This is a genomic window from Gloeobacter violaceus PCC 7421 (genome assembly GCF_000011385.1).
GTDB classification, from domain to species: Bacteria; Cyanobacteriota; Cyanobacteriia; order Gloeobacterales; family Gloeobacteraceae; genus Gloeobacter; species Gloeobacter violaceus.
In genome coordinates this window covers 940,961-964,959 of sequence record NC_005125.1, presented here as the reverse complement: position 1 = coordinate 964,959, position 23,999 = coordinate 940,961, and the positions used below count along the sequence as shown (strand labels likewise).

Sequence of the window (23,999 nt, the reverse complement as noted above, 5' to 3'; positions counted from 1 at the left end):
TGGAGAGCAGGCCGATGGCGATGACGATCGCGGATGTCGAGAAAGTTCAGCGGCTTTTTCCGGACTACCGGATCGAACTGCGCGATGGGGTGATCACGATCATGAGTCCATCGGACGCGGTCTCGGGGATCGTGGGGGTGCGCCTTTCGACGCGCTTGAACCTGTGGGTCGAACAGCGGGCTCTGGGATACGTCTTCGACGCCGGCACCGGTTTCTGTCCCCCCAACACCGATCTCACCGCCCCAGATGTGTCGTTCGTCTCGCGCGAGCGGCTCGGCCGCGCCCCGCGCACCTATGCCCAGGTGGTGCCGAATCTGGTGGCGGAGATCAAATCCAGCACCGACCGCCTCAAAGTGCTCGAAGAAAAGTTGTTGGCCTATCTGGCGATTGGAGCGGAGGTCGGGCTGCTTCTCGATCCGGACAAACGGACGGTGAGTGTGTATCGTCCCGGGCGGCTGCTGGAGGTGCTGAGCGGTACAGACAGCCTTCGATTTGCGGATGTGTTGTCCGGTTGGGAAGTGCCGGTTAGTGAACTGTGGCCGCCGGTCTTCGACTGACGGCGGCTACCAAGCTGTGGATCATGGAGACGGCGCATGCGGACTGTGGGAATCGTAATCTTTGATAATGTCGAGGTGCTCGACCTGTGCGGCCCTTTCGAGGTCTTCTCGGTGGCCCGCGCGGACGGCGACGACGGCGACGAGCAGCCGCTTTTTGAAGTGCTCACCATCGCCGAGCGCCACGCCGTCGTGCGGTGCGTGGGCGGGCTGCAGGTCCAGCCCCAGGCGGTACTCGCCGACCACCCGCCCCTCGATGTTTTGCTCGTGCCGGGCGGCATCGGCACGCGCAAACTGCTCGGCAACCAGAAACTCCTACAGTGGATCGCAGGGCAACACCGGACCACCGAAATCACCGCGAGCGTCTGCACCGGGGCGCTATTGCTCGCCGAGGCCGGCTTGCTCGATGGACGGCGGGTCACCACCCACTGGTCGGTGACCGACTGGATGCGCAGTCGTTACACCCAGGTGGAGGTGCTCGAAAACACCCGCTTCGTCGACGAAGGCAAAATTCTCACCTCAGCGGGTATCTCCGCCGGGATCGACATGAGCCTCTATCTGGTGAGCCGTCTGCACGGCCCGCAGGTGGCCCGCTGGACCGCCCGGCGCATGGAATACGATCACTGGCCCGCACAGACCGCCTCATAAAGGTGATAGCCCGCCCGGCAGCGCGCGCCGGGGTTTGGCGGCGCTCAACTTTTGGCCTTCCCCGGATAGACTTTGGATGCGGTGTTTTTTTGGGTGCGATGTCGGTCCGGACGCTCAGTTTCGAACAAGCCATCGAGCAAGCGACCCAACTGCTCGATGCCCAGGCGGCGGGACAGCTCGGCGGCGAGGGGCTCTACCAGGAGGTGGCGCAACTGATCTCCGCGGCCAACGGCGCACGGGGCTTTTTTGTGACGTTTCTGCCCGGCCGGTGGGCCGCCGCCGATCAAGTGCCCGAGGAGGTGCTCGCGGCACTGCGCACGGCGCCGGAGTTGGTGGCCGAGCTGATGATTAAAAACCTCGCCATGTCCACGGCGATGATCTGGGCGCACCGCGAGGGCGGCGACGAGCAGGCCGCTTTGGGCTCTGATCGGGTGGCCCGCCGCAGCGCGGCTTTGATCGCCCAACTAAAAATAGAGCCGCTCGCACGCCATCTGGAGCTGCTGCGCCAGGCTTTAGCCACTGGAGAGGGTGATTACGCCGCCTTCTTGCAGCGCTGGGGTTACGGAAGCGAGCAGCGCGTGGCGATTTCCAGGGCGATCGCGGAACTATCCATCCCCAGTGGTTAGCTGAAAATACTTTGGCACCTTATAGCTACAGCAGCTCGATGAATCCGGCCTGCTTGAAATGACGGTCGGCGGCAAAAGCCTCGGTGATTTGCTCATGATCCCTGATTTGTCACATTGGGACTTTTCAACGAAAGCACGGGGTTTCAGCCCACGAAAAATCAACGTTTCACCCGTGTTTGGCAGATCAGTGGGATCAGGCTTGAAACCTTTGTTCACCAAGGCCTCCAGGTGTCAGCTATAAACCGCTCTAGAGGTGTTGCCAGAGGCGCAATGTGCTGTCTTTGCCGCCTGCTATCAACATTCGCCCATCCGGGCTGAATCCCAGCGAGAGCACCCAGTCTGGAAGATCGAACCGATGGATCTGCCGGCGGGTATCGGGTCGCCACAGCCGCACGGTGCCGTCGATGCTGCCGCTTGCGACCAACTGACCATCCGGGGCGAGGCTCACCGCCGTCACCCGGCCGGTGTGTCCGCTCAAGCGGGTGCGTACCGTCCGGCCAGGTACATCCCACAGCGCCACGGTTTTATCCCAGCTTGCCGAGGCGAGGGTACGGCCGTCCTTGCTCCAGTCGAGGGCGCGCACCGGAGCGCTGTGGCCGCGCAGGGTAGCCAACAGCTTGCCGTCGGCGCTGTTCCACAGGCGGATCGTCTCGTCTTTGCCGGCGGAGGCGAGGGTGCGGCCGTCCGGGCTGAAGGCGACGGCGAAGACCCAATCACCATGGCCGCGCAGCCGGTACAGTTGCCGCCCGGAGGCGATGTCCCACAGTCGCACGCTGCGATCGCCGCTGCCGGAGGCGAGGATGCGGCCGTCGGGGGCCATCGCCAGAGTCCAGACCGGCTGGCTGTGTCCTTTGAGGGTGTGCCGCAATTTGCCCGTGCCCACATCCCACAGGCGAACGCGCCGGTCGCTGCCGGCGGAGGCGAGGGCTCGACCGTCGGGGGTAAAGACCACGGCGCGCACGGTGCCTGTGTGGCCTTCCAGCGTCTGCAACAGGGTCCCGGCGGGGGACCATAGCCGGATGGCCCCATCGTCGTCGCCACTGGCGTACATGCGGCCGTCGGGCCGCACCGCGCTTGCCCAGACCGGGCCGGGGTGAGCGCCCACTGTCCTGGCGCGCGCCTGCTGCCAGGATGGGCAATTGTTGCCCTGACAGCGCGCCGCCGGGGAAGAAGCGATCCGGGCGGGTGCGGGGGGACCGGGCTGCCACAGGGCCACGGCGGCACCCGCCAGCGAAGCGACCAATACCAGTGCCCCGGCAATCGCCAATCTGGGCGTGCGGCGGGCCTTGCGCCGCTCCAGCGATTGCCGGCGCTCCCGCACAGCTACCGGCAGCCGGGCGGTCAGCGCTTCGATAGCCCGCGCCGTTGCGTCCGTCGTAGCGGCCGGCTCCTCCCCGGCTACAAACAGCCGCACCGGTTCACCCCGGCGCCAACCCTCACGGGCGAACGCCTTGATGGGTGCAGGCAGAGCCACCCCCGGCCGCGCCGCATCGGCGGTCGTCTCCTCGCCCCAGGCCACACTCACCAGTGCCGTGGGCAGACTCGCCCGTTCGACAAAGGCAAGCGGTCCGCGCTCCAGAGCTGCAAAAACCCGCTCCAGCCGCACAGTATCGAGGGGATCGCGCAACCGGTAGCACAAAAAATACGGCACGTTCGCGCGGCCGATCTCGTCGCGCCCGTCGTTGTACAGCCAGCCGAACAGCGTGCGGCCGCAGGCTGGATCCCAATGCAGAAAAGCCGCCCGAAAGTTGGCCGGGGGTGGGTCGTAGGCGTTCCAGTGGCGAGAGACGATCTCATCGAAGAACACTTGGCGCGTGGCTTCATCGACGGCATCGCTCGTCAGGGTCGCAAACCCCCTGCCCGGCAGACTGGTATAGATCAATGGTTCAAGCAGCAAAGACATGGCGTTTTGTGATGGCCCGACAGAAAGCAACCGCTAGTGGGGCTTGGATGCGGAGGGTTGCGAGGCAAGCAGCGCCCCGAGCGCCCCTCGCTCAGTCTGGTTTACCGGGCCGCCTCCGAGCAAGCCCGCAAGCCATCTGCCCACCGTCTGCGTCCAGCGGTCGCGGTGAGCCTTGTTGACCTCCGAGACCAGCCACACCAGCGCGTCTACCCCAGCGGTCGCCTCGACAGGGACCGGCGCCCCGGCCCGCAGGATCATCCCGGATTGAAAAACCCGGTAGTGGCAGCCTAGGGCCTGCAGTTGCTCTAGCACCGGCTGCAGACGTTCCTCCAGCCGCACCGCCAATTGCGGCTGCGAGCGCAGGCGGTCGCACTTGGTGAGCACCAAGGTAAAGGCGTACTTGAGCCCATTGAGGGCAACGAGATTGGCAATCAGCATCACCTGTTCGATTACCCCCGCCGCTTCTTCTAGATAACCTTCGCGCTCCAGAAGCGCCTCGGCGTCAAGAAAGGCGCAGCAGCCGTGGGAGGTGAGGATCATCTGCCGAAAAGCCGGGTCGAGCACGTGACAAATTTCGCCCGGAATATCCTGCCAGCGAAAGTGGCAGAGCGTGCGCGTCCCGAGCGCCGAGCGGCATTTAAGACTGAACTGAAAGGTGCTCACTGCGGCGGTGGCCGGCGGATACTCGCCCGTGCGGGCCATGTACTCCAAGATCTTGTCAATTTGTTTGCGCGAGTCGCCGTCTCTGCTCTCAAACCAGAGCGGCCGGCTGGGATCCCGGCGCTCCAGCAGGTGGGCGCAACTGCCCGCCAGAAATACCGTTTTGCCCACACCCCGCTGGCCGATGCTCAGCAGCGTGAACGTCTTCGAGGGAATCGCAAGTTGTGGGGCCATACGCGTTGTGCCGATTGAGGGTGAGATTCGACGCCGGAAGGGCCGATGGCGGTGCAACCAGTCGGCTTTTTTGGTCGTAATCCCCCCACAAACTTACGCCGCCGGTGGCCCTGCGGATGAGATCAGTGTCTGGTGAGCGCATCTTAAAATAAAACCCCGATGGAGGGGAGGCTCCACCGGGGTTTGTCGCTAGCGCCCCTAGCGCTTGCCTTTTTTGTCTTTGCCAGCGTGGCCCTTGAAGACGCGCGTCGGCACGAACTCGCCGAGTTTTTGGCCCACCATCTGCTCGGTGACGTAGACCGGCAGGTGCTCCTTGCCGTTGTGCACCGCGATCGTGTGGCCAATCATCTGCGGCACGATCGTCGAAGCGCGCGACCAGGTCTTGATGACGCGCTTCTCGTTTTTGCTGTTCATCGTCTCGATCTTGCGCAGGAGGTGATCGGCGACGAAGACTCCTTTTTTCAGCGAACGTCCCATGATGCTTGCTAACCTCGCCCGGAAGCCGTCTTGCGACGGCGGATGATGAACTTGCTGCTGGGCTTGCGGCGCTTGCGGGTCTTGGTGCCCAGGGCACTCTTGCCCCAAGGGGTCTGGGGTTTGCCGCCAATCGGACTTTTGCCCTCGCCGCCGCCGTGGGGGTGATCCACCGCGTTCATGACCACGCCGCGGTTGTGGGGGCGTTTGCCCAACCAGCGCTGGCGACCGGCTTTGCCGATGGAGATGTTTTTGGCGTCGAGATTGCCCACCTGCCCCAAAGTGGCGTAACACTCCTTGCGCACGACGCGCACTTCGCCCGAGGGCAGGCGCAGCGTGGCGTAGTCGCCTTCTTTGGCCATCAATTGGGCAACCGCCCCGGCGGCGCGGGCCATCTGGCCGCCCCGCCCCGGCAACAGCTCAATGTTGTGGACGTTGGAGCCGAGCGGCAGCTTCTCCAGCGGCAGTGCGCAGCCAAGTTCGATAGGCGCGTCTTCGCCGGCACTGATGCGCGCGCCGACTTTGAGCCCGACCGGATGCAGGATGTAGCGCTTCTCGCCATCGGTATACTGCACCAGGGCGATGCGCGCGTTGCGGTTGGGGTCATATTCGATGGCCAGGACTTCGGCCGGGATGCCGCGCTTGTCGCGTTTGAAGTCGATGAAGCGGTACAGGCGCTTGTGACCGCCGCCGCGAAATCGGCTGGTGATCACACCCTGGTTGTTGCGCCCCTGCTTGCGGTGGACGTACTTGGTGAGTTTCTTCTCGGGCTTGGACTTGGTGACCTCGGCAAAGTCAGCGCCGGAGCGCTGGCGGGTGCCCGGGGTCATCGGTCGATATTTGCGAATGCCCATAGTGCATGTGCTCCTGGCAGATCGAAACCGCCCTCGCGAGCGGTCTCAGCGGGCGGAAACACCAGCCGGTGCCGGAGTCCGCCACAATAGCGACAATGCACAAGTGTACAGAATTTTGAGCCGGGCGTCTAGTGCTATTGGAACTTCTTCAAAAAGCGCAGATCGTCCGGGTTGACGAAGTGGCAGCGACTCGGGAAACCGTCTTCGGAGTCGTCGGTGCAAATGTAGGCCCAGCCCGTCTCCGTCTCTTCGATGAGCGTGTAGGTGTCCTCGGAGATAAAAAAGCCCTGATGGTTGCGCGTGTCAGGTATCACTTTGCAACGGGCCTTGAGACCGTGCACACGATTCTCATCGAATTCGCTCATCTGCGATCGGATGATGTTCTCCATGGGACAGCACCTCCACGTATGCCTGGCTACCGAAACTGGGTTCTGTAACCGTACCATTCCCCTACTTAACATGCGCTCACAATCAAGGCATTTTCGATTAAGTTTGGCTACGGAACGCGTGGAGATCAACGACGGCTCCATCGTCTGCCGAGTCCGCGGCGGCGATTGATCCTCGTGCAGGCGGGCGTGAGAGGCAGATAGGCGTTCCGGGTCTATGTTAAACTGACCGCAGCCAGGGCCTAGACTGTCTTGGACTGCCCGTAGCGCCCGAGCGGTTCGCTGTCTCTATAAATGGGTACATAAGGTGGTTTTTCCTGACTTGCTGCCGCGCAGATCCACGGTACAACCGGTGCGCCTGATGGGTGACGAGCGGCTGAGATTGTTCTCCGGTTCGGCCAATCCGGAACTGGCCCAACTGGTGGCCCGCTACCTGGGCCTGGCCCCCGGACCGCTGGTGCGCAAGTCCTTTGCCGACGGCGAATTGTACGTTCAGATTCAAGAGTCTATCCGCGGCTGCGACGTCTATCTGGTCCAGCCCACCTGTAGCCCCGTCAACGACAGCTTGATGGAGTTGCTGATTCTCATCGATGCCTGCCGCCGCGCTTCCGCCCGCCAGATTACCGCCGTGCTTCCTTACTACGGCTACGCCCGCGCCGACCGCAAGACCGCCGGTCGCGAATCGATCACCGCCAAATTGGTGGCCAACTTGATCACAGCGGCAGGTGTCGACCGGGTGCTTGCCATGGACCTGCACTCCGCTCAGATCCAGGCCTATTTCGACATTCCCCTCGACCACGTCTACGGCTCGCCGGTCCTGCTGCAGTACATCAAAGAAAAGCAGCTGGGCGATATGGTGATCGTTTCCCCCGACGTGGGCGGTGTCAGCCGGGCGCGCGCCTTTGCCAAAAAACTCGATGACGCCCCGCTTGCCATCGTCGACAAGCGCCGCCAGGCTCCCAACGAAGTCGAAGTCATGAACGTGATTGGCGACGTCAAGGGCAAAACCGCCATCCTGGTCGACGACATGATCGACACCGCCGGCACCATCTCGGAGGCGGCCAAGGTGCTGTTGCGCCAGGGGGCCAAAGAAGTCTACGCCTGCGCCACCCATGCGGTCTTCTCCTCCCGGGCCATCGACCGCCTCTCCGACGGCACTTTCACCGAGGTGCTGGTCACCAATACCATCCCGGTGCCGCCCGATCGTCGCTTCCCGCAACTGCGGGTGCTCTCGGTGGCGGATCTGATCGGCGAGGCGATCTGGCGCATCCACGAAGATTCCTCCGTCAGCAGCATGTTTCGCTGAGCCTTGCTTACCAACTGGTCGATCGCGCTTGCCGTCAACACCCTTCTGGGCGCCCTGGCTTTCCCGGCCAAGTTGCTCACCAACTGGGGCCTGCTCAACGCCTGGGCGCTGGGGGTGCTCGTTTGGGGCGCTCTAGGTTGGCGGGGTTACGCAATCATCCTTGTGTACTTCGCGCTGGGCACGCTGGCGACGCGCATCGGGTTTGCGCGCAAGGCGGCCAAGGGAATCGCCGAGGGGCGTGGGGGGCGGCGCGGGCCGGAAAACGTCTGGGGTTCGGCCGCCGTCGCGGCCCTGTGCGCCTTGGGGTACATTGCTGTTCCCAATCCGCTGTGGCTATTGGCCTACACCGCGAGCCTCGCCACCAAACTCTCGGACACCGCCGCCTCCGAAGTGGGCAAGGCCTACGGCAAAACAACTTATCTCGCGACGACGCTGAGGCCCGTTCCCGCCGGGACCGAGGGGGCAGTGAGCCTCGAAGGCACCCTGGCCGGGGTGGCCGGATCGCTGGTGCTCGCGGCCTGCGGCTGGCTGGTGGGATATGTTTCGGGCTGGGGATTGCTCTGGTGCGTGGTCGCTGCCTTCGTGGCCACCACCTGCGAAAGCCTGATTGGAGCCACCCTCCAGCAACGCGGCTGGCTCACCAACGAGATGACGAACGTGATCAACACCGCCATCGGTGCCGCTGTGGCAGCCGGTCTTGGCATGTCCGGCTCTTAATCGCCGGGAATTCCGATTGTTGGCTATATATTTATTTGCAATTTAAGTAATTGTTCGTATATATGCAAACCGTTTTGGGCTGTGGTGGATGCTACGGTAACCACCCGTAGAGTTAAGTAGTGGTTACCCAATGAAACGGACAATGGCATTGTTGTTTGCTGTGCTTGTTTGTGGCGCCGTGCCCTCTCAAGCAGCTGGAGAGCCAGGTTTTGCGGTCGGCGGTTTTCTTTTTGAATCCAAAGAAGCGTTCATCGGCAGTGGTGCCCGTTGCGCCGCCGCTTCGCCGAACCCGGCGGTGATTAAGGAAGTGCAGCAGAGAATCGACAAATGGCTCATCGAGCGGCGCAACAAGTCCAACATTGCTGCCCCCCAGCGCGGTGCCAGCGTCCCGGTGGCTTTTCACGTCATCTCCAGCGGCTCCACAGGCAACCTTTCCGACACTGATGTCTACAATCAGATCGCCGTTTTGAACTCGGCCTACGGCGGTACCGGCTTTTCTTTTTATGTGCAGTCGATCGACCGCACCGACAATGCCACCTGGTTTGCAATGACGCCCGGTTCAAGCGCCGAGCGCGAAGCCAAATCGGCCCTTGCGGTCTCGCCCACCTCGACGCTCAATTTTTATACGGCCAATCCCAGCGGCGGTTTACTGGGCTGGGCGACTTTTCCCTGGTCGCTCTCGAGCGACCCGACCAATGACGGTGTCGTGGTGTTGTACTCCTCTTTGCCCGGCGGCAGTGCCTTTCCATTTAACGAAGGCGACACGGGTACCCACGAAGTCGGGCATTGGCTGGGTCTCTATCACACCTTCCAGGGCGGCTGCTCTTACTACGGCGATTATGTCGGCGACACTCCCAGCGAGAGTTCTCCCGCTTCCGGATGCCCCGTCGGTCGCGACACCTGCAGCGCATCCGGTCTCGATCCGATCGAAAACTTTATGGATTACTCCGACGACGGTTGCATGTTTCAATTTACCGCCGGCCAGGTAAGCCGCATGCAGGCTGCCCGCGACATCTATCGACCCTTCCTGCCTTAGCCTGGTGCGCATCGACGCTGCAGCCCCTTTTCTGACTCAGAAAAGGGGCTGCGGCACGGGCTCTGGGCAGTGGAAGGTCGGCTCCGTCGCTAGGGGGCCTTGTCGGCGTCGGGCTTGGGAGCCTCGGCAGCCGGCAGCGACTTTTGTGAGCCGAGTTGGGACTTGAGGGCAAGCAGTTCGTCCTCGACGCCACCGCCCGATTCGAGGACTTTAAATTGGTCTTCGAGGTTGTCGGTCGCCAGTTCTGCCACCGCCTGGGAGCGGGCTTCCAGTTCGTTGACCTTTTCTTCCATGCGCTCGAAGGTCGAAAAGGAGCCGCCGGTGTTGACTTTGCCCAGAGTCTGGTTGATTTGCTCGGTCGCCTTGGCGGAGCGGGCGCGGGCCACCAGCAGATCTTTTTTGGCCTTTGCCTCGGAGATTTTGCCTTCGAGGCCGGTCAGGTTGGTCTTGAGGGTGGCGACGGTCTTGCGCTGCTGCTCAAGCTGGGTCTTGAGGCCCGTGGCGCTTTCAGAAAAAGACTTTCTGCGGGTCAGCGCTTCGCGGGCCAACTCGTCGTTGTCCTTGGAGACGGCGAGGGCGGCGCGGCGCTGCCATTCGTTGGCCTGGGCATCGGCCTGGAGGTACTGTTGTTCTATACGTTTTTCACTGGCAATCGCCTGGGCCACGGCCTGACGCAGCTGGACGAGGTCCTCCTGCATGTCGTTGACCGTCTGGTTCAGCATCTTCTCGGGATCTTCGGCCTTGGTGACCACAGAGTTCAGGTTGGACTTCAAGACCGCGGCGATGCGATCGAATAATCCCATAGCGCTCTCTCCAGTGTTTGCCTCTCAATGTGTCGTATTGTAGCCAGTTGCAGGCGCCGTTTGCCAGCGTCGGCTTAATTATTTATTGGACACCCAAGGACTCAATCGAACTCATGGCCAAAATTCACGCAAGCGCCCGCTGGAGCGAAGCCGCCCTGCAGATCCTCGCGGACGAGACGCGCCGGATTCTCAAACACGAGGCGGGCACGCGCGCGGGGGAAGACCCGGAGCAACTGCACCAGATGCGCGTCGGCATCCGGCGGTTGCGATCGGCATTGCGTCTTTTCGAACCGGCCTTGAAGCTCCCCAAGCCCGCCCGGCGCCGTTCGCTTTCGCCGCTGGCGGCGGTGCTGGGCAGCGTGCGTGACCTCGATGTGCAGATGGAGATGCTGCGCGAGCGCTATCTGGGGGCGCTGCCGGAGGGGGAGCAGCAGGCCCTGGAGCGGTTGCTGGCGCACCTGGAAAGCCTGCGCACCCAGGCGCGAAGCGCCATGCTGCGCTACCTCGACGGGCTGGATTACGAACAATTCAAATCGGCCTACACCGAATTTTTGGAATCTCCCAAATTCAGGCGGGGAGCTGACGAGAGCTTGTACCACCTGCTGCCTGCTTTTTTGCGCGAGGCACTGAGTACTCTCTGGGCGCACCCGGGCTGGGAGGAGCCGGATGTCGAGACCATGCACGACCTGCGTATCGCCGTCAAACGGGTACGCTACAACCTCGAATTTTTCCTGGGCTGCTACGGCAAGGCGGTGCGCTCGCTGCACGGCGAACTGAAGCGCATTCAGGAGGAACTGGGGATCATCCACGACTGCGACGTGCTTCTGGGCCAACTGCACACTGAGCCACTGGGTCCTGCCACCCCCTGGCAGCAGCCTTTTTCCCGTTTGACGGCGCTGGTGAGAAACGAACGGCGCAACGCTGTACGCCGCTTCCGGCGGCTGAAGACGCGACTGCTGTCTGAGGACATGCGCAACAGCCTGGCGGTGTGGGTGAGCTGGCCGGGCACCGCCGACGATCGCGAGCTGTTCGAGGGCAACCAGTTGCCCGTAGGAGCGCTGGAATTGGAGCGGCGCTACCGCCTCGCGGTCGGCCGGCGCACCCATCTGGAGGCGCAACTGGGCGATAGCGGCTTTCGTGCTGAACCCGCCGCCCAGCAGACCGACCACTATCTGGAGGTGCTGGGGCCGCACCAGTACCTGCGCCTGCGGCGGGCCGAGGCGGCTTCGCGGGTGCACTTTTATGTCACCCGCAAAGACTACGGTCCCGGCGCCAGCCGCCGCGTGGAAGAGGAAACCGTCAGTCCCCTGATCTACCGGGCATTTCTGGCGCGCTTTCACCAGCTGCCCGTGCCGGTGGTCGCTGTCGTTCGGACTGCCTGGAATGGCTTCTGGGAGCAGGTACCTTTGAGTGTCGCGTTTGAGAGCATCGAAGGCATCGGTCCGGAATCGGGCGATTACGCGACGGTGGCGGCCCTGGTGCCGGACGAGGTACTGCTCGAAGCCGCCGGGGCCTGCCTGGAGCGCTTTTGTACGAGTTTTGGTCTGGAGGAGATCCAGCGCCAACACCAGAGCGAAGTGAGTTTGTTGCTGGGGTGGGTGGCCAACCAGCAGCTCGCCCCCGCCCCGACCGGCCGCTGATCGAAAAAATCGTCGCAAACCGTTGACCGGTACTCACAGCACCGGTATTGATAATAGTGAGTAAAAGTTGGACTGTTTTTGGACTGGAGGATGAACAGCAAGCCCGACTAAGCTGCTCTCAAGCGCTTATGCAGCCAGCAAGGTATCAATTTGTAGCACCGCTGGGATTGTGCGATGCCCCCCGGAGGGATATCGCTAACGGTCTAGCGGATTGTTCAATCGACAGTACTTGCCGAGGAGTTTGTCATGCGCTTTCAGGTCTGGGTGTTAGGTTTGGGTCTTGTTCTAGGCAACCCGCCTGTCCACGCCGAGCACGTTCCCACCAAAAACGAGTTGCAGCGGCAGGAAGCAGGCATCCGAACACTGGCCCAAGCCCTGGAGCCACCGGCAGTCAGCGTCTCCCAGGCTCCCCCGGACGAAACGGCGATCGAATCGATCGGGCCGGCGGGCAGCTATAGCCTCGACGAGGTCACCGTCACCGGCACCCTCCGGCCGGCGCGCACCAACGAGACTTCCACCACGGTCTACACCGTCGATCGCAAAGAAATCGAGGACAAAGGCGCCAACAGCGTCGGCGAAGCGATCCGCGGCGTGCCCGGCGTGCAGTCGAACGTCTTCGGAGCGGGTGCCGATGTACACAACAACTTTTTTATCCGCGGCCTGCCGAATCTCGGTATCGGCATCCTGGTGGACGGGCGGCTGATTACCAACCTCAACCAGGAACACTTTGATCTGAGCGATCTGCCGGTCTACAACACCGAGCGCATCGAGGTGCTCACCGGCAGCGGCACGACGCTCTACGGCACCAACGCGGCGGGCGGGGTGATCAACGTCATCACCCGCAAGCCGACCGGCCCGCTCGAAGCGGACCTCAAAGTCGAGTTCGGCGGCTACGGCTACAGCAACTACAGCGCAAGCTACGGCGGCAAAGTCGACAAATTCGGTTTTCGCGCTGGCTACCGCCAATTCGACACCAACGACGATTATTACTACCAGGTCCAGCGGCCGACAACGGGGCTTTTTACCGGCAACCGCCCCAACGCCTACCAGCACGCCAAATTTTACGACCTCAATTTGAGCTACGACTTTGACGATCGCAACCGCCTGCGCCTCGACGGCTACTTGCGGGGCAGCACGCGGGGAATAGCTCCTTTTTCGATTTTCGATCCGGCCAGGCCCTTTCTCGATTCGGCCACGGGCGAGCCGCAGTTCGAGATTACCCGCCTGGTCACCCAGGCGAACGGCCTCGCCCTCACCTACGACAGCGACCTGGGCCAGGCGCGCGACTCGAAGCTGCAGGTACTCGCAGCCGTCGATCGCAATCTGGTGGAAGAATTTTCGGGCGTCGACCTGGGCGATCCGGGTACCTACACCGACATCTCCGTCTTGAACTTTCAGGTCCGCCACAACTGGCAGTTCAATCCGACCAACAACATCACCTACGGCTTCGAGTACCAGCGCCAATTTGGCCGCTCGGGCGAAAACAGCGGTGAGATCACCAGCTTCGATACCGGCCAGGATCTGCCGGCCCTCTTTGCCCTGTACACCTGGAAACCGCTCGAACCGCTGGTGATCACCGCCGGTGTGCGCGCCACTTTTGTGGGCAATATCGTGGCGCGCGGCCTGGTGCGCGATATTCCCAGTTCCGTCGACCCGTCGGTGGGTTTTCGCTACCAGCTGTTGCCGGGACTAGCTCTGCGCGGCAACTACCAGCGCATCTACCGCGCCCCCAACTTTAACGATCTCTTTGGCCGCACCACCCACATCGGCAACCCGTTTTTGGAGCCCGAATCGGGCAACGCCTTCGACATCGGCCTTGACTGGCAGACCGGGGGCACCAGCTTACTGCGGCTCACTTACTTCACCGCCGATGTCAATAACCTCACCGACTACCTGCTGGTGCGCAACGCCTGCGATCTGAACGGCAATGCCCCCGACTGCAACGACGACCCGCGCAGCAATGCCGAGCGCTTTCGGGTCAATTACCCGCGCGTCAATTCCTCCGGCCTGGAGGCCGCCTTCAACTGGAAGATCGCCTCCGAGTGGAGTACTTTTGCCACCACAACCCTGGTCGATTCGCGTCTGGTGGCCGCCCCCGATCCGGCCACCGTCAACAACCAGCTGGTGCAGCTCGGCAGCATCAACAACTCCGAGGACGGCACCTTTCGTGTCGATGTGGCCGAGCGCAACGCCCTGGTGCAGACCCAGTACCCGCTGGTGCCTTTTTTGACCTCCCGATTGGGGGTCACCTACGAGCCGCCCGGCGGGTTGCGGGCCAGCCTCTTTGCCAACATTTCGGGGGGCCGATCGGTGGATGTCAACCACGTCGGCCCCTTCGACACGCTGCACCCGGCCCGCCTCACCCCCGGTTCGCTGCTGCCCGGCTACACCACCGTCGATATGTCCGTACGGGTTCCCCTCACCCCGTCCGTGGCCCTGAACGGATACGTGTTCAACCTGTTCAACAGCTACTACGAGCGCTCCTACGGCAACCCCGGGCCGGGGATTAACTTTCGGGTGGGGCTTTCGAGCACGTTTTAAGCGCCCGTCATGGCGTGACCAAAAAGCGGTTGTGGCTGGCGGCACTCCCGGCTGTGGTGGTCACCTTCACCCGGCCGCTGAGCGCCCCCACCGGCACAGTCACTCGCACTTCGTTATCGGAAACGACCGTGAAGCTGGTGGCAACCCCGTCTTTGAAGGTGACCGCCGTCGCCGCGGCCAGCCCCGAGCCGGTGAGGGTCACCTGCGTACCGACCGGACCGAACCTGGGGGAGAAAACCTCGATGGCGACGGGTATACCGGTGGCGGTGGTATTGAGCAGCACCGAGACAGTGCTGGCATTGAATACCGCCGCGGCCAAATCGAGGTCGCCGTCGCCGTCGAGATCGCCGACGCTGACGCCGAAGGGCGCCGTCTCGCCGGCCGGGAAGTTGAGGGCAGAGGCGAAGGTGCCGTCGCCATTGTTCAGCAGCGTCGAGACGTAGACGTTGTTAGCCGCAGCCAGATCCAGATCGCCGTCTCTGTCGATGTCGCCCACGGTGACGGCGTAGGAGCCGTTGCGGATGAACGCGTTGCTCGGAGCATCGAAGCTGCCATCGCCTCTGTTGATGAGTACCGAGACGTCATCGGACAGATCGTTGGCGGCGACCAGGTCGAGATCGCCGTCGTCGTCAAAATCGCCCTCGATCAAGGATACCGGTGCGGAGCCGACCGCAAAATCGCTCGCCCCCGCGAAGGTGCCGTCGCCGTTGCCCAGCAGTACCGAGACCGTATTGGCATCCTGATTGGCCGCCGCCAAATCGAGATCGCCGTCCCCATCGAGATCGGCTGCGGCGACGGCTTTGGTTCTCTGAGCCGCCGCGAAGCTGCGGAAGGCTGCGAAGGTGGCATTGCCGTTGTTGAGCAGCACCGAGATGTTGTTGGAGTAAACGTTGGCCGTGGCCAGATCCAAGTCGCCATCCCCGTCAAGATCGCCCACCTCAACAGAACTGGGACCGCTGTCGGTCCTGAATTTGACGGCGGTGGCGAAATTGCCGCTACCATCGCCTAACAGCATCGAGACTTCGTTCGTCGCGACATTGGCGCTGACTAGATCCAGATCACCGTCGCCGTCAAAATCGCCTGAGGCTACCGAAAGCGGCGTGTAACCGACGGCGAAGTCGCGGCGTTCGGCAAAGGTGCCGTCGCCATTGTTCAACAACACCGAGACGTTGTTGGAATCGCGATTAGCGGTAAACAAATCAAGATCGCTGTCGCCGTCGAGGTCGCCGCAAGCCACTGCGTAGGGACTGATGCCCACCGAGAAGCTCTGAGCGTCGGAAAAGGCAACTTGGGCTTGCACCGGCAGTGCCGGCAACGCCACACTCGCCGCCAAACCGAGCCCGATCAGCCAAGGCGGTAGTAGACCCATCTCGACGGCCGCGGGTTTGCGGAACCCGCTCAATAGGCACGCAGCAAAATTCATGAAGATCTCCTGGAAGGCAGAATGTGTCATATGATACAGCCAACAGTCAGAGCAGCCGACTGTCCGGCATAGACGAAGATGACTTTTCACAGAGTCAAAGCAATCGCCATTGCTCCAGATAGGCGCATCGACTAACCCCGCTGCGCCGATTCTGCAATAACGCACTTATGGTCTCAGGCCGGTGGCACCGAGCGGGAACCACACCCTTTGCACAGTCTCTAGGCACATTGAAGTCATGCCTAAGCCTGGAGCTGCCTAGTTGACCATTGCTGCAACCGTGGTACAGTTCTCAAAATAAGTCCTCCTTCTCCGCCTGTCAACCACCTCTCTCATTTTGTAAACATTCCTTCAAGTTAGCCGCCTGCTATACCTTCTGTGGTGTTCGATACTTCAGGCTCTGATGCAAACGCTGTCCGTTGAAAAATCGCAGGTACACACCGATTTCTCCTGGGATTCTCCTCTATCTTCATAAGCTTTCAAGTACACTTCTTGACACTTCAATGATCGCCTCAGCTTTTCCACAAACAAATTGTCCAGGCATCTACTTTTGCCGTCTATGCTACTTTTAATCCCCTTACTAAATAATACCTTTGCAAACGCTTCACTTGGTAAAGTGACTACCCTCTTCCATTTGAATGTCTTCGGCATTCTATACTGCAGAGCGCGCTGAAAAGCCTCCGCGCAAAAGCGTGCTTCTAGCATATTCGACAAACTTAGACAATTCGTATCGACGGTGAAAATTGACGGTAATTGCCAGATACAGATAACTATTGCTGATCAGAACACAGATAATATCTGCCGCCCAAATTTGATTGGTTCTCACCACCAGCACTCCTCGCGACGGAGACGGCCAAATTTTGTGTTCGTGGGCTTTGCGGCTGGTGTCAGCCTTCGGGTACACCGCCTCGATGCTCGTCTGCCATACCAGACTTTGCATGTGCTTGCGATTGGCCTGATATCCTTCGCGCAAGCCAGGCAGCCAAATGCTGCGAAGCGTAGAATGGCGCGTCCAGACACTGCTCAGCGATGAGTCGCATCCTATGCAGGTCTTCCCAGATACCGGTGCCGGTCGGTAGTATAGCGAAGAACGCGCCAGTTCCAACAATCTGTATTGTCGATTTGGCGAGAGCGTACCGTCGTAGCGTTCGAGTATTCTCAGACAACCTGTGCCACTAACTTGCTGCACTTGCGCCCTTAAAATTGTGTTCGACCGTCAATTGCCGGATTTAGCGGTACAACGCGTCGATTTTGGCGTTGCCGTGTTTTTCTTGCTTGGTTTTGGCCGTGGCAAAAAGATCGCAGGCTTCCTCGGAAAGCTGCTTTTTCTATTGGGAGATCTGAACGGGCCGCAGTTGGCCTCGTACAGCTAATTTAGCGATCGTCTGTTCTCCTCGCAGGGCTTCGAGGGCGATCTTGGCCTTCCAGTCTCGACTAGATCTTTTGTAGGGCTGTTTCACCTGCTCTGCTCGTCCTGGTAAGCGGTAGAGACATAGCTTAGCTGCCTGTCCAAGCACTTGGATTCATTCTCGTACCTTTCCCCGCAAGCACACCAGTACCAATTGGAGATTTTGATCACTTCCGTAAGACGGATGCATTGATGTGTGTACTCCATCGTCAGGGCTTCTTGTTCTTTAACTTTGACTTAGTGGTTTCATAATCTTGGCTTTACGTGTCATCGGTAAATTTTTGAGGGCCCAATGACAACCGCGCCAGGGTCGTGCGGTTGATCAACCTTGCGGTCCACGGGACAAGCCTGCCCGCTGTGCGGCTTGAATCTATTTTTTGAGGGTGGAAAATGCGCAAATGGACTCTTGGATTGGCCCTGGGGATGCTCCTCGGGGGTGGAATCGCCCTGGCTGCGGCCAGCGGTGTGCTGCCTGTGGCCGCGTCGCCGACGGTGGGAGGCTTTAAACCCTTGGCGCGCTACAACGTCAGCGGTTCGATCGCCGAGATTATCTCCGCCAGCCCGGACGGCAAGTTGTTGGCTTACACCGACGCCGGGGAGCAACTGGTGGGCTTCATCGACCTCCAGAATCCGGCGCTACCGGTGGAGGCGGGCAATGTCGACGTGTCAAGCTTCGGCGAGCCGACTTCGGTAACAATCACCCCGAACGGCCGGTACGCCCTGGCGGTGATCAAAGATGACGAAGAAGACATCGCCGCCCAAAAGCCGGGGGTGCTGCTGTTTATCGATCTGGTGAGCTTCACGGTCGTAGGGCAGGTCAATTTGCTGGGCATCGGCCCGGACAGCATCGCGCTCACCCCCGACGGCGCCAAGGCTGTGATCGCCATCGAGGACGAGGAGGACACCGACAACTTGCCCGGTAGCCGCCCCGGCTCGGTCAATGTCGTCAAGCTCGACTACGACTCCCCCGCCAACTCCGTGATCACCAACGTACCCATCGACCTCGCGTCGGTCCCGGGGGCCAATTTCGTAAGCGATCCGCAGCCGGAATTCGTGGCCATCTCTGCGAACGGCAAGACGGCGGCAGTGAGCGTGCAGGAGAACAACGTCCTATCGCTCATCGATATCGAGAGCGCCACGGTCGTACGTAGTTTCTCGCTGGGTACTTCGACCCACCGGGCGGCGGATCTGATCGACGATAACGACATCAAGTTCGTGCAGCCATTTGCGGGACGGCGCGAACCGGATGCGGTCGCCTTCACCCCGGACGGCAGGGCGCTGGTGATCGCCAACGAAGGGGACACCGAGGGCAGCGATTCGGGCGGGCGAGGTTTCAGCGTCATCGACCTCGAAGGCAGCGTGCTCTACGACAGCGGTTCGAGCCTAGAGTCGCGGGCTGTGCTGTTCGGCCACTACCCCGACTCGCGCTCTGAGAACCGGGGTCTTGAAGTCGAAGGCGGAACACTCGCCACCTTCGGCGGCACGCCCTTCGCGTTTCTTGCTTCTGAGCGGGGCAGCTTCCTCGCGGTCTACGACCTCACCAACCCCCGAGCTCCCCGCTTCGTGCAACTGTTGCCCACGGGCATCTCTCCGGAGGGGGTGCTTGCCATCCCGAGCCGCGGACTGGTGCTCACCGCCAACGAAGAGGACGGTACCGTCGACATCTTCGAGGCCATTCCCGGCCGCTACGTGCCGCCTGTGAGCCAGCCCACGGTCAGAAGCGGCGAGCTGTCGCTGCCCTGGAGTGCGCTGAGCGGCCTGGACAATGGCCCCGACAACGTGCTGTACGCCGTGCCGGATAAAGCCTTCCAGCCCTCGCGCATCTTCACAGTCCGCCTGCAAGGATCGCGCGCGGTGGTGGAAGCAGCCCTCCCGCTCACCAAAGACGGCGCCCCGGCAAACTACGATCTCGAAGGCATCGCCGTCGCCCCCGAAGGTGGCTTCTGGCTTGCAAGCGAGGGTGAGGAAGCCAACGACCCGCCCAACCTGCTCATCCGCACCGACGCGAGCGGTGCGGTGAAAGAAGAAATCACGCTGCCTGGCGAGATTGCCGCGCGGGTGGGCGACAACGGCTTCGAGGGCGTTGCCGTCAGTCCCTCCGGCCGCAAGGTCTACACGGTCATCCAGCGCGAGCTGGCAGGCGATGTCGGCTTTGTGCTGGTGGGTGCCTACGACCGCGATACGGCCAGTTGGGCGTTCTACAACTACCCGCTCGACACTCCGCCGGAGGACGGCTGGGTGGGCCTCAGCGAAATCACCGCCCTGGGGGACGAAAGTTTCGCCGTCATCGAGCGCGACAACCAGGCGGCGGGCAACGCCACCGTCAAGCGCATCTACTCGTTCAGCCTCAAGGGCCTCGCCCCCGGCGCGACGGTAAGCAAGCAGTTGCGCGTCGATTTACTGACCCAGTTCGGCTTCGACCTGGAGAAGATCGAAGGCACTGCCCTCAAGCGCGGCAATCTCTGGGTGGTCAACGACAACGACGGCGCCGGGGAAACCCGATTGCTCAACATCGGCAAACTGCCCTGATTCGGCTCAGGGCGTGACCTCAAACCTGCCCCGACTGGTCGCTGTACCGGTCGGGTTTTTGACGAGGATACGTCCTGACACAGCGCCGGTCGGCACGATCGCCATGATCTCGGTGTCGGAGACGACAGTAAAGTCTGCGGGCACGGCGCGGGTGGTGTTGCCCTTGAACAAAACGGCCGTGGCCTCTGCAAAACCGCTTCCAGAGATAGTCACCTCTGTGCCCGCCGGACCACGGCGCGGGGTAAAAGTGTCGATACTCAGCGCTGCGTCCAAACCGGTCGTGTTCAGCAGCACTGACACATTTGCAGCCTGGAAGTTGGCTGCGACCAGATCCAGATTGCCGTCGCCATCGAAATCCCCAACGTTGATACTCCGGGTACCTTTGTCGGCGGCAAAGTCGAGTGCCGGGGCAAAGTCGCCGCCACCACCATTCAGCAACACCGAAATATTGTCTGAACCATAGTTGGCTGTAGCCAGATCCAGATCGCCATCGCCGTCAAAATCTCCCACCGTGACAGAGTAAGGTCTGATTTTGATCGAAATGCTCTGGGGTGAGGCAAAAGTGCCGTTGCCATTACCCAACAGCACGGATAGGGCACTAAAAGAGGCATCAGCGCTGACAAGATCGGTGTCGCCATCGCCATTGAAGTCGGCAGCCTGGATAGAGAGAGGATTACCACCGACATTGATGGACGAAATGAACGAAAGCTCGCCTTTGCCGTTGTTGAGAAAGACAACAACATAGCCATTGTCGCCAAATCCGCTTGAAGTAATCGCGACATCGAGATCGCCGTCGCCGTCCAGATCGCCGACGGTGACAGCATTCAGTCCATAGCCGCCATAATCAAAACCTGTCTCGACAAAACTTCCATTGCCACGGTTCAAAAGCACCGAGACAGCGCCCAGATCATAAGTACTGACAGCGACAAGATCGAGATCGCCGTCCCCGTCAAGATCGCCGGTGGTTACCGCATAGGGAAAACCCAAGCCGCTGATTTGGAAAGCTTGCGGGGGTCCGAACGTGCCGTCGCCGTTATTCTTGAGTACCGATACCGCTTCGCTGTCAAACCCGCCGTTTGCTACAGCCAGATCCAGATCAGTGTCGCCATCGAGATCTCCTGCCACCACCGACACCGGCAGATCGCCGGCTCCAAAGGTGGATGGAGCCGAAAATACACCTTGGCCATCGTTCAACAGCACCGATACCGGCCCGGAGTCGCCGTAGCTGCCGTTGGCCAGGGCCAGGTCAAGATCACCATCTCCATCGAAGTCACCAACAGCTACAGAGTTGGGGTTGCCGCCCGCATAAAAATTTTGAGCAGGTGCAAAGTCCACCTGTGCCCGGACAGGTAGCGTTCCAAGGCTAAGCGATACTGCCAGACCCAGACCGATGAGCCCCGTTCGGGTCGCACAACTACCCACAGCACTTCCAGCAAAAAACAACCGCTGCAATGTGGTTTCCATACACATAACTCCACAGAAAAGATCAGTGCGCAATTGTATGACGGCTAATCTTTGGTCGCTGGTGCTCTACGGCACTACCCGTATTTCTTTACAAGCCAGGGCAGCCTTGCCTCTGCTGGCACACTCACGAGCTGGGGTTTATCGTACAGCCTGAACAGTTAAACTCAACGGTATCAACAAATGGCTTTAGTATCTGATGGAGCGCAAGTCGGTCACTATCCATTTTCCTGCCGAATTGCTCCGCAAGGCAAAGGCGCTCAAGGGCGCGGGAGAATCCTTCAATGAACTGGTCGTGGAAGCTGTCGACCGGGAAGTGCGCCGACGCCGAGGGTGGGCGGCTCATCGGCGTATCGTTGCCAGGCGCGAACAAATGCGTGCCGCGAAAGCGATCGAAGTCGATTCCACAGCCCTCATCCGCAGCTTGAGGGAGGACGAAGGACGGCGTGACTAAAGCTCTATGTCTGAATACAAGCGTGCTTATCAAGTACCTGGTTGCCGAAGAGTCCAAAAATCCTTATCCTGGAGCACCTTTGGCAAGTAATAAGCAGTGAATTCTCAATTTTAAGTTAGCATACCCATCGCAGCCCGACTATGTGAAGACTGAGTTTCAAGAACGCAAGCCGCTGGGTACGACCCAGCGTTCGAGCAGATCGAAGGCGAACTGTACGAGTAGTGCCAGTCCCGCCGCCGGGATGGCGCCTGCGAGCAGGGTGGCGTTGTCGTTGAGGGCAAGCCCTGTGGCGATGCGCTCGCCGAAGCCGCCCGCGCCGATAAAGGCGGCGATCGTGGCAGTGCCGACGTTGATGACGGCGGCGGTTTTGATCCCGGCCAGGATCGTGCGCGAAGCGAGGGGCAATTCGATCAGCCGCAACCTGGCTCCTGCCGGCAGACCAAGGGCAAGCCCCGATTCGCGCAGGCCGGGGGGGATATCCATCAAACCGGTATACGTGTTGCGCACGATGGGCAACAGCGAATAGAGAAACAACGCCACCAAAGCCGGGACGGTGCCGATCTGCTGCAGGACGGGGATGAGAAAGGCCAGAAGCGCCAGCGAGGGAATCGTCTGGATGATGCCTACGCCCGAGAGAATCACCTGGGAAAGCGCCGGTTTCGCTGCCGCCCAAATTCCCAGGGGCACCCCGACGGCTACACCGACAAGCAGCGAAGCGAAAACGAGTAGCAAGTGTTCGAAGGTGAGCCGCCCGAAGTCTGCGCCAAATAACTGATCGATAAATCCGCTTCGGGTGGTGGCCTGGTCGGTCTCGCCGCGCAAAAACCGCCCGGCAATCTCGGCAAAAGTAAGCCCGCGCAACTCCGCATCGGCGTTCAGTTGCACCATCTGCTTCTCATCGAGCTTGCCTTCCAATTGACCAATCGCCGCCCAGGTCTTGGGCAATCGTTTCGGCAAGTCCAGCCGGTAGAGCAGCACCGCGTCGTAGGCCGGGAAAAACCGCTTATCGTCGGTGAGCACCCGCAACCGGTAGCGGTCGATCTTGGCGTCGGTCGAGTAGATGTCAATCAGGTCAATTTGTCCGGCCGCAATCGCTTCGTAGGCAAGCCCGTGCTCCAGGGCGCGCGGTTGGGCGGCAAGCCCGTAGACGCGCCGCACCCCGGGCCAGCCGTCGGCGCGGTTGAGAAATTCCTGCGACAGCCCGTAGCGCAGTTCGGGGTGCCGCTTCAAATCCGAGAGGGTGCGGATACCCAGTTTTTCGGCCTGATCTGCGCCCATGGCGAGCGCGTAGGTGTCGTTGAAGCCGAGGGGCACCCCCACTCCCAGCCCTAAAGGAGCCAGTTGCTTTTGCAAGGTCATCAGATCCGCCGGGGTGCGGTTTTTGAGCACTTCTTTGTCGATGGTGCCGGTGTACTCCGGGTAAAGATCGATTTCACCGCTGGTCAGGGCCGCGAACAAGATGCCCGTGTTGCCCAGCCCCTGGCGATGGGTGACCTGCGCTTCGCCCGCCCGCTCGGCCGTCTGGCGCACCAGTTCTCCCAAAATGTAGGACTCGGTAAACCGCTTGGAGCCTACTACCAGCCGTTCCTCAGCCCCAGCCGCCCAGGCTGTACACAGCACAAAGACCACCAACCACAGATATTGCATGGGTCACGCTTCCGGCGGCAGCAAGTCCGGCCGCCGCTCCCGAGTGCGCGTCAGTTGCTGCTCGCGCCGCCAGTGGGCGATCTGGGCGTGATGACCGCTGAGTAACACCTCCGGCACCTGCCAGCCTCGAAAGTCGGCCGGGCGGGTGTACTGGGGATATTCAAGCAGGTTGTCCTCGAAACTTTCCGATTCGAGGGAGGCGCGGTTGCCGACAGTACCGGGCAACAGGCGCACAATCCCGTCGATGAGCGCCAAAGCCGGGATCTCGCCGCCGGTGAGCACAAAATCCCCCAGTGAAATTTCGTGGGTGGCCAGATGGGCGCGCACCCGCTCATCCACCCCTTCGTAGTGGCCGCACAAAAGCACCAGTTGGGCGTAATCGGCCGCGAGCGAGCGCAGGAACACCTGCTTGAGAGGACGGCCCTGGGGAGTCAGCAGAATCACCGCCCGCGGTGCGATGATCGGCAACGACTCGACCGCCGCGAAGAGCGGTTCGGGTTTGAGCACCATGCCCGCCCCGCCGCCGTAGGGAGTGTCGTCGACCGTCCGATAGCGGTCGGCGGCAAAATCGCGCGGGTTGGTGATCGCGATGTTGCACACTCCGCCTGCTATCGCCCTTGCGAGCAAACTGCACTGCAGGGGGGAAACAAAGAACTCCGGAAACAACGTGACGATGTCGATCCGCATTGCACCTGACG

22 protein-coding genes are annotated in these 23,999 nt (G+C 61.2%); 11 read left to right on the top strand and 11 right to left on the bottom strand.

The features are described 5' to 3' along the window. The first annotated feature begins 14 nt into the window (after positions 1–14). The 3 genes from GLL_RS04745 (at position 15) to GLL_RS04735 (ending at position 1,828) form a co-directional block, all read left to right on the top strand. Positions 15–557: a Uma2 family endonuclease gene (locus GLL_RS04745; RefSeq protein ID WP_164928633.1), complete on the top strand. Its 543-nt coding sequence runs from the start codon at positions 15–17 to the stop codon at positions 555–557. Between the two features lie 36 nt (positions 558–593). Then, positions 594–1,202, top strand: coding sequence for a DJ-1/PfpI family protein (locus tag GLL_RS04740; protein WP_011140910.1), 609 nt, complete (start codon positions 594–596; stop codon positions 1,200–1,202). Positions 1,203–1,300: 98 nt separating this feature from the next. Next, positions 1,301–1,828, top strand: a complete 528-nt coding sequence (locus GLL_RS04735) for a hypothetical protein (RefSeq protein WP_164928632.1) — start codon at positions 1,301–1,303, stop codon at positions 1,826–1,828. Positions 1,829–2,075: 247 nt separating this feature from the next. Here the strand turns inward: GLL_RS04735 and GLL_RS04730 are convergent, their stop codons facing one another. The 5 genes from GLL_RS04730 to GLL_RS04710 form a co-directional block, all read right to left on the bottom strand. Next, entirely contained in the window at positions 2,076–3,731 is a 1,656-nt protein-coding gene (locus tag GLL_RS04730) for a WD40 repeat domain-containing protein (protein WP_011140908.1), read from the bottom strand. A gap of 33 nt (positions 3,732–3,764) precedes the next feature. After that, positions 3,765–4,625, bottom strand: a complete 861-nt coding sequence (locus GLL_RS04725; RefSeq protein WP_011140907.1) for a hypothetical protein — start codon at positions 4,623–4,625, stop codon at positions 3,765–3,767. A gap of 198 nt (positions 4,626–4,823) precedes the next feature. Beyond that, complete coding sequence (gene rpsS / locus GLL_RS04720; RefSeq protein ID WP_011140906.1) at positions 4,824–5,102, bottom strand: 30S ribosomal protein S19; 279 nt, start codon at positions 5,100–5,102, stop codon at positions 4,824–4,826. An 8-nt stretch (positions 5,103–5,110) separates the two neighbouring features. Next, entirely contained in the window at positions 5,111–5,953 is an 843-nt protein-coding gene (gene rplB, locus GLL_RS04715; RefSeq protein WP_011140905.1) for a 50S ribosomal protein L2, read from the bottom strand. 134 nt (positions 5,954–6,087) lie between these two features. Next, positions 6,088–6,342 (bottom strand): hypothetical protein, encoded by a 255-nt coding sequence (locus GLL_RS04710; RefSeq protein ID WP_197530120.1) that lies wholly within the window; start codon positions 6,340–6,342, stop codon positions 6,088–6,090. Between the two features lie 319 nt (positions 6,343–6,661). On the opposite strand from GLL_RS04710, the gene GLL_RS04705 reads away from it, so the two are divergent. From GLL_RS04705 to GLL_RS04695, 3 genes are all read left to right on the top strand, one after another. After that, a complete protein-coding gene (locus GLL_RS04705) occupies positions 6,662–7,645 on the top strand; it encodes a ribose-phosphate pyrophosphokinase (RefSeq protein WP_231848393.1) in 984 nt (327 codons plus the stop codon). Between the two features lie 3 nt (positions 7,646–7,648). Then, positions 7,649–8,362 (top strand): TIGR00297 family protein, encoded by a 714-nt coding sequence (locus GLL_RS04700; RefSeq protein WP_011140902.1) that lies wholly within the window; start codon positions 7,649–7,651, stop codon positions 8,360–8,362. 130 nt (positions 8,363–8,492) lie between these two features. Next, positions 8,493–9,398 carry a zinc metalloprotease gene (locus tag GLL_RS04695; protein ID WP_011140901.1) on the top strand — a complete coding sequence of 302 codons (906 nt, stop codon included), beginning with the start codon at positions 8,493–8,495 and terminating at the stop codon, positions 9,396–9,398. 89 nt (positions 9,399–9,487) lie between these two features. Here GLL_RS04695 and GLL_RS04690 read toward each other — a convergent pair whose 3' ends face one another. Further along, positions 9,488–10,201 (bottom strand): PspA/IM30 family protein, encoded by a 714-nt coding sequence (locus GLL_RS04690; protein ID WP_011140900.1) that lies wholly within the window; start codon positions 10,199–10,201, stop codon positions 9,488–9,490. 113 nt (positions 10,202–10,314) lie between these two features. Here GLL_RS04690 and GLL_RS04685 point away from each other — a divergent pair, with 113 nt between their 5' ends. Further along, entirely contained in the window at positions 10,315–11,841 is a 1,527-nt protein-coding gene (locus tag GLL_RS04685) for a CHAD domain-containing protein (protein WP_164928631.1), read from the top strand. 246 nt (positions 11,842–12,087) lie between these two features. Further along, positions 12,088–14,382, top strand: a complete 2,295-nt coding sequence (locus GLL_RS23385) for a TonB-dependent receptor plug domain-containing protein (RefSeq protein ID WP_011140898.1) — start codon at positions 12,088–12,090, stop codon at positions 14,380–14,382. A 7-nt stretch (positions 14,383–14,389) separates the two neighbouring features. Here GLL_RS23385 and GLL_RS04675 read toward each other — a convergent pair whose 3' ends face one another. After that, on the bottom strand, positions 14,390–15,805 hold the full coding sequence (locus GLL_RS04675; protein ID WP_164928630.1) for an FG-GAP-like repeat-containing protein: 1,416 nt from the start codon (positions 15,803–15,805) through the stop codon (positions 14,390–14,392). Positions 15,806–16,454: 649 nt separating this feature from the next. Beyond that, positions 16,455–16,775, bottom strand: a complete 321-nt coding sequence (locus GLL_RS04670) for a hypothetical protein (protein ID WP_164928629.1) — start codon at positions 16,773–16,775, stop codon at positions 16,455–16,457. A 232-nt stretch (positions 16,776–17,007) separates the two neighbouring features. On the opposite strand from GLL_RS04670, the gene GLL_RS04665 reads away from it, so the two are divergent. Beyond that, positions 17,008–17,175, top strand: coding sequence for a hypothetical protein (locus GLL_RS04665; protein ID WP_164928628.1), 168 nt, complete (start codon positions 17,008–17,010; stop codon positions 17,173–17,175). A gap of 425 nt (positions 17,176–17,600) precedes the next feature. Beyond that, entirely contained in the window at positions 17,601–19,739 is a 2,139-nt protein-coding gene (locus GLL_RS04660; RefSeq protein WP_011140895.1) for an esterase-like activity of phytase family protein, read from the top strand. A gap of 6 nt (positions 19,740–19,745) precedes the next feature. On the opposite strand, the gene GLL_RS04655 is transcribed toward GLL_RS04660, so the two are convergent. Then, a complete protein-coding gene (locus GLL_RS04655) occupies positions 19,746–21,203 on the bottom strand; it encodes an FG-GAP-like repeat-containing protein (protein WP_164928627.1) in 1,458 nt (485 codons plus the stop codon). Positions 21,204–21,399: 196 nt separating this feature from the next. Here GLL_RS04655 and GLL_RS04650 point away from each other — a divergent pair, with 196 nt between their 5' ends. Beyond that, positions 21,400–21,654, top strand: a complete 255-nt coding sequence (locus GLL_RS04650) for a YlcI/YnfO family protein (RefSeq protein WP_011140893.1) — start codon at positions 21,400–21,402, stop codon at positions 21,652–21,654. A gap of 156 nt (positions 21,655–21,810) precedes the next feature. On the opposite strand, the gene GLL_RS04645 is transcribed toward GLL_RS04650, so the two are convergent. Together GLL_RS04645 and trmD are read right to left on the bottom strand one after the other, a co-directional pair. Beyond that, a complete protein-coding gene (locus GLL_RS04645) occupies positions 21,811–23,301 on the bottom strand; it encodes a glycine betaine ABC transporter substrate-binding protein (protein WP_011140892.1) in 1,491 nt (496 codons plus the stop codon). Positions 23,302–23,304: 3 nt separating this feature from the next. Continuing rightward, complete coding sequence (trmD, locus tag GLL_RS04640) at positions 23,305–23,988, bottom strand: tRNA (guanosine(37)-N1)-methyltransferase TrmD (RefSeq protein WP_011140891.1); 684 nt, start codon at positions 23,986–23,988, stop codon at positions 23,305–23,307. Positions 23,989–23,999 lie beyond the last annotated feature (11 nt).

Bases quoted from the DNA above. Each gene is read 5' to 3' on its own strand.
- GLL_RS04745 (WP_164928633.1), top strand. From the start codon at position 15: ATGGCGATGACGATCGCGGATGTCGAGAAAGTTCAGCGGCTTTTTCCG.
- GLL_RS04740 (WP_011140910.1), top strand. From the start codon at position 594: ATGCGGACTGTGGGAATCGTAATCTTTGATAATGTCGAGGTGCTCGAC.
- GLL_RS04735 (WP_164928632.1), top strand. From the start codon at position 1,301: ATGTCGGTCCGGACGCTCAGTTTCGAACAAGCCATCGAGCAAGCGACC.
- GLL_RS04730 (WP_011140908.1), bottom strand. From the start codon at position 3,731: ATGTCTTTGCTGCTTGAACCATTGATCTATACCAGTCTGCCGGGCAGG.
- GLL_RS04725 (WP_011140907.1), bottom strand. From the start codon at position 4,625: ATGGCCCCACAACTTGCGATTCCCTCGAAGACGTTCACGCTGCTGAGC.
- rpsS (WP_011140906.1), bottom strand. From the start codon at position 5,102: ATGGGACGTTCGCTGAAAAAAGGAGTCTTCGTCGCCGATCACCTCCTG.
- rplB (WP_011140905.1), bottom strand. From the start codon at position 5,953: ATGGGCATTCGCAAATATCGACCGATGACCCCGGGCACCCGCCAGCGC.
- GLL_RS04710 (WP_197530120.1), bottom strand. From the start codon at position 6,342: ATGGAGAACATCATCCGATCGCAGATGAGCGAATTCGATGAGAATCGT.
- GLL_RS04695 (WP_011140901.1), top strand. From the start codon at position 8,493: ATGAAACGGACAATGGCATTGTTGTTTGCTGTGCTTGTTTGTGGCGCC.
- GLL_RS04690 (WP_011140900.1), bottom strand. From the start codon at position 10,201: ATGGGATTATTCGATCGCATCGCCGCGGTCTTGAAGTCCAACCTGAAC.
- GLL_RS04685 (WP_164928631.1), top strand. From the start codon at position 10,315: ATGGCCAAAATTCACGCAAGCGCCCGCTGGAGCGAAGCCGCCCTGCAG.
- GLL_RS23385 (WP_011140898.1), top strand. From the start codon at position 12,088: ATGCGCTTTCAGGTCTGGGTGTTAGGTTTGGGTCTTGTTCTAGGCAAC.
- GLL_RS04675 (WP_164928630.1), bottom strand. From the start codon at position 15,805: ATGAATTTTGCTGCGTGCCTATTGAGCGGGTTCCGCAAACCCGCGGCC.
- GLL_RS04660 (WP_011140895.1), top strand. From the start codon at position 17,601: ATGCGCAAATGGACTCTTGGATTGGCCCTGGGGATGCTCCTCGGGGGT.
- GLL_RS04655 (WP_164928627.1), bottom strand. From the start codon at position 21,203: ATGGAAACCACATTGCAGCGGTTGTTTTTTGCTGGAAGTGCTGTGGGT.
- GLL_RS04650 (WP_011140893.1), top strand. From the start codon at position 21,400: ATGGAGCGCAAGTCGGTCACTATCCATTTTCCTGCCGAATTGCTCCGC.
- GLL_RS04645 (WP_011140892.1), bottom strand. From the start codon at position 23,301: ATGCAATATCTGTGGTTGGTGGTCTTTGTGCTGTGTACAGCCTGGGCG.
- trmD (WP_011140891.1), bottom strand. From the start codon at position 23,988: ATGCGGATCGACATCGTCACGTTGTTTCCGGAGTTCTTTGTTTCCCCC.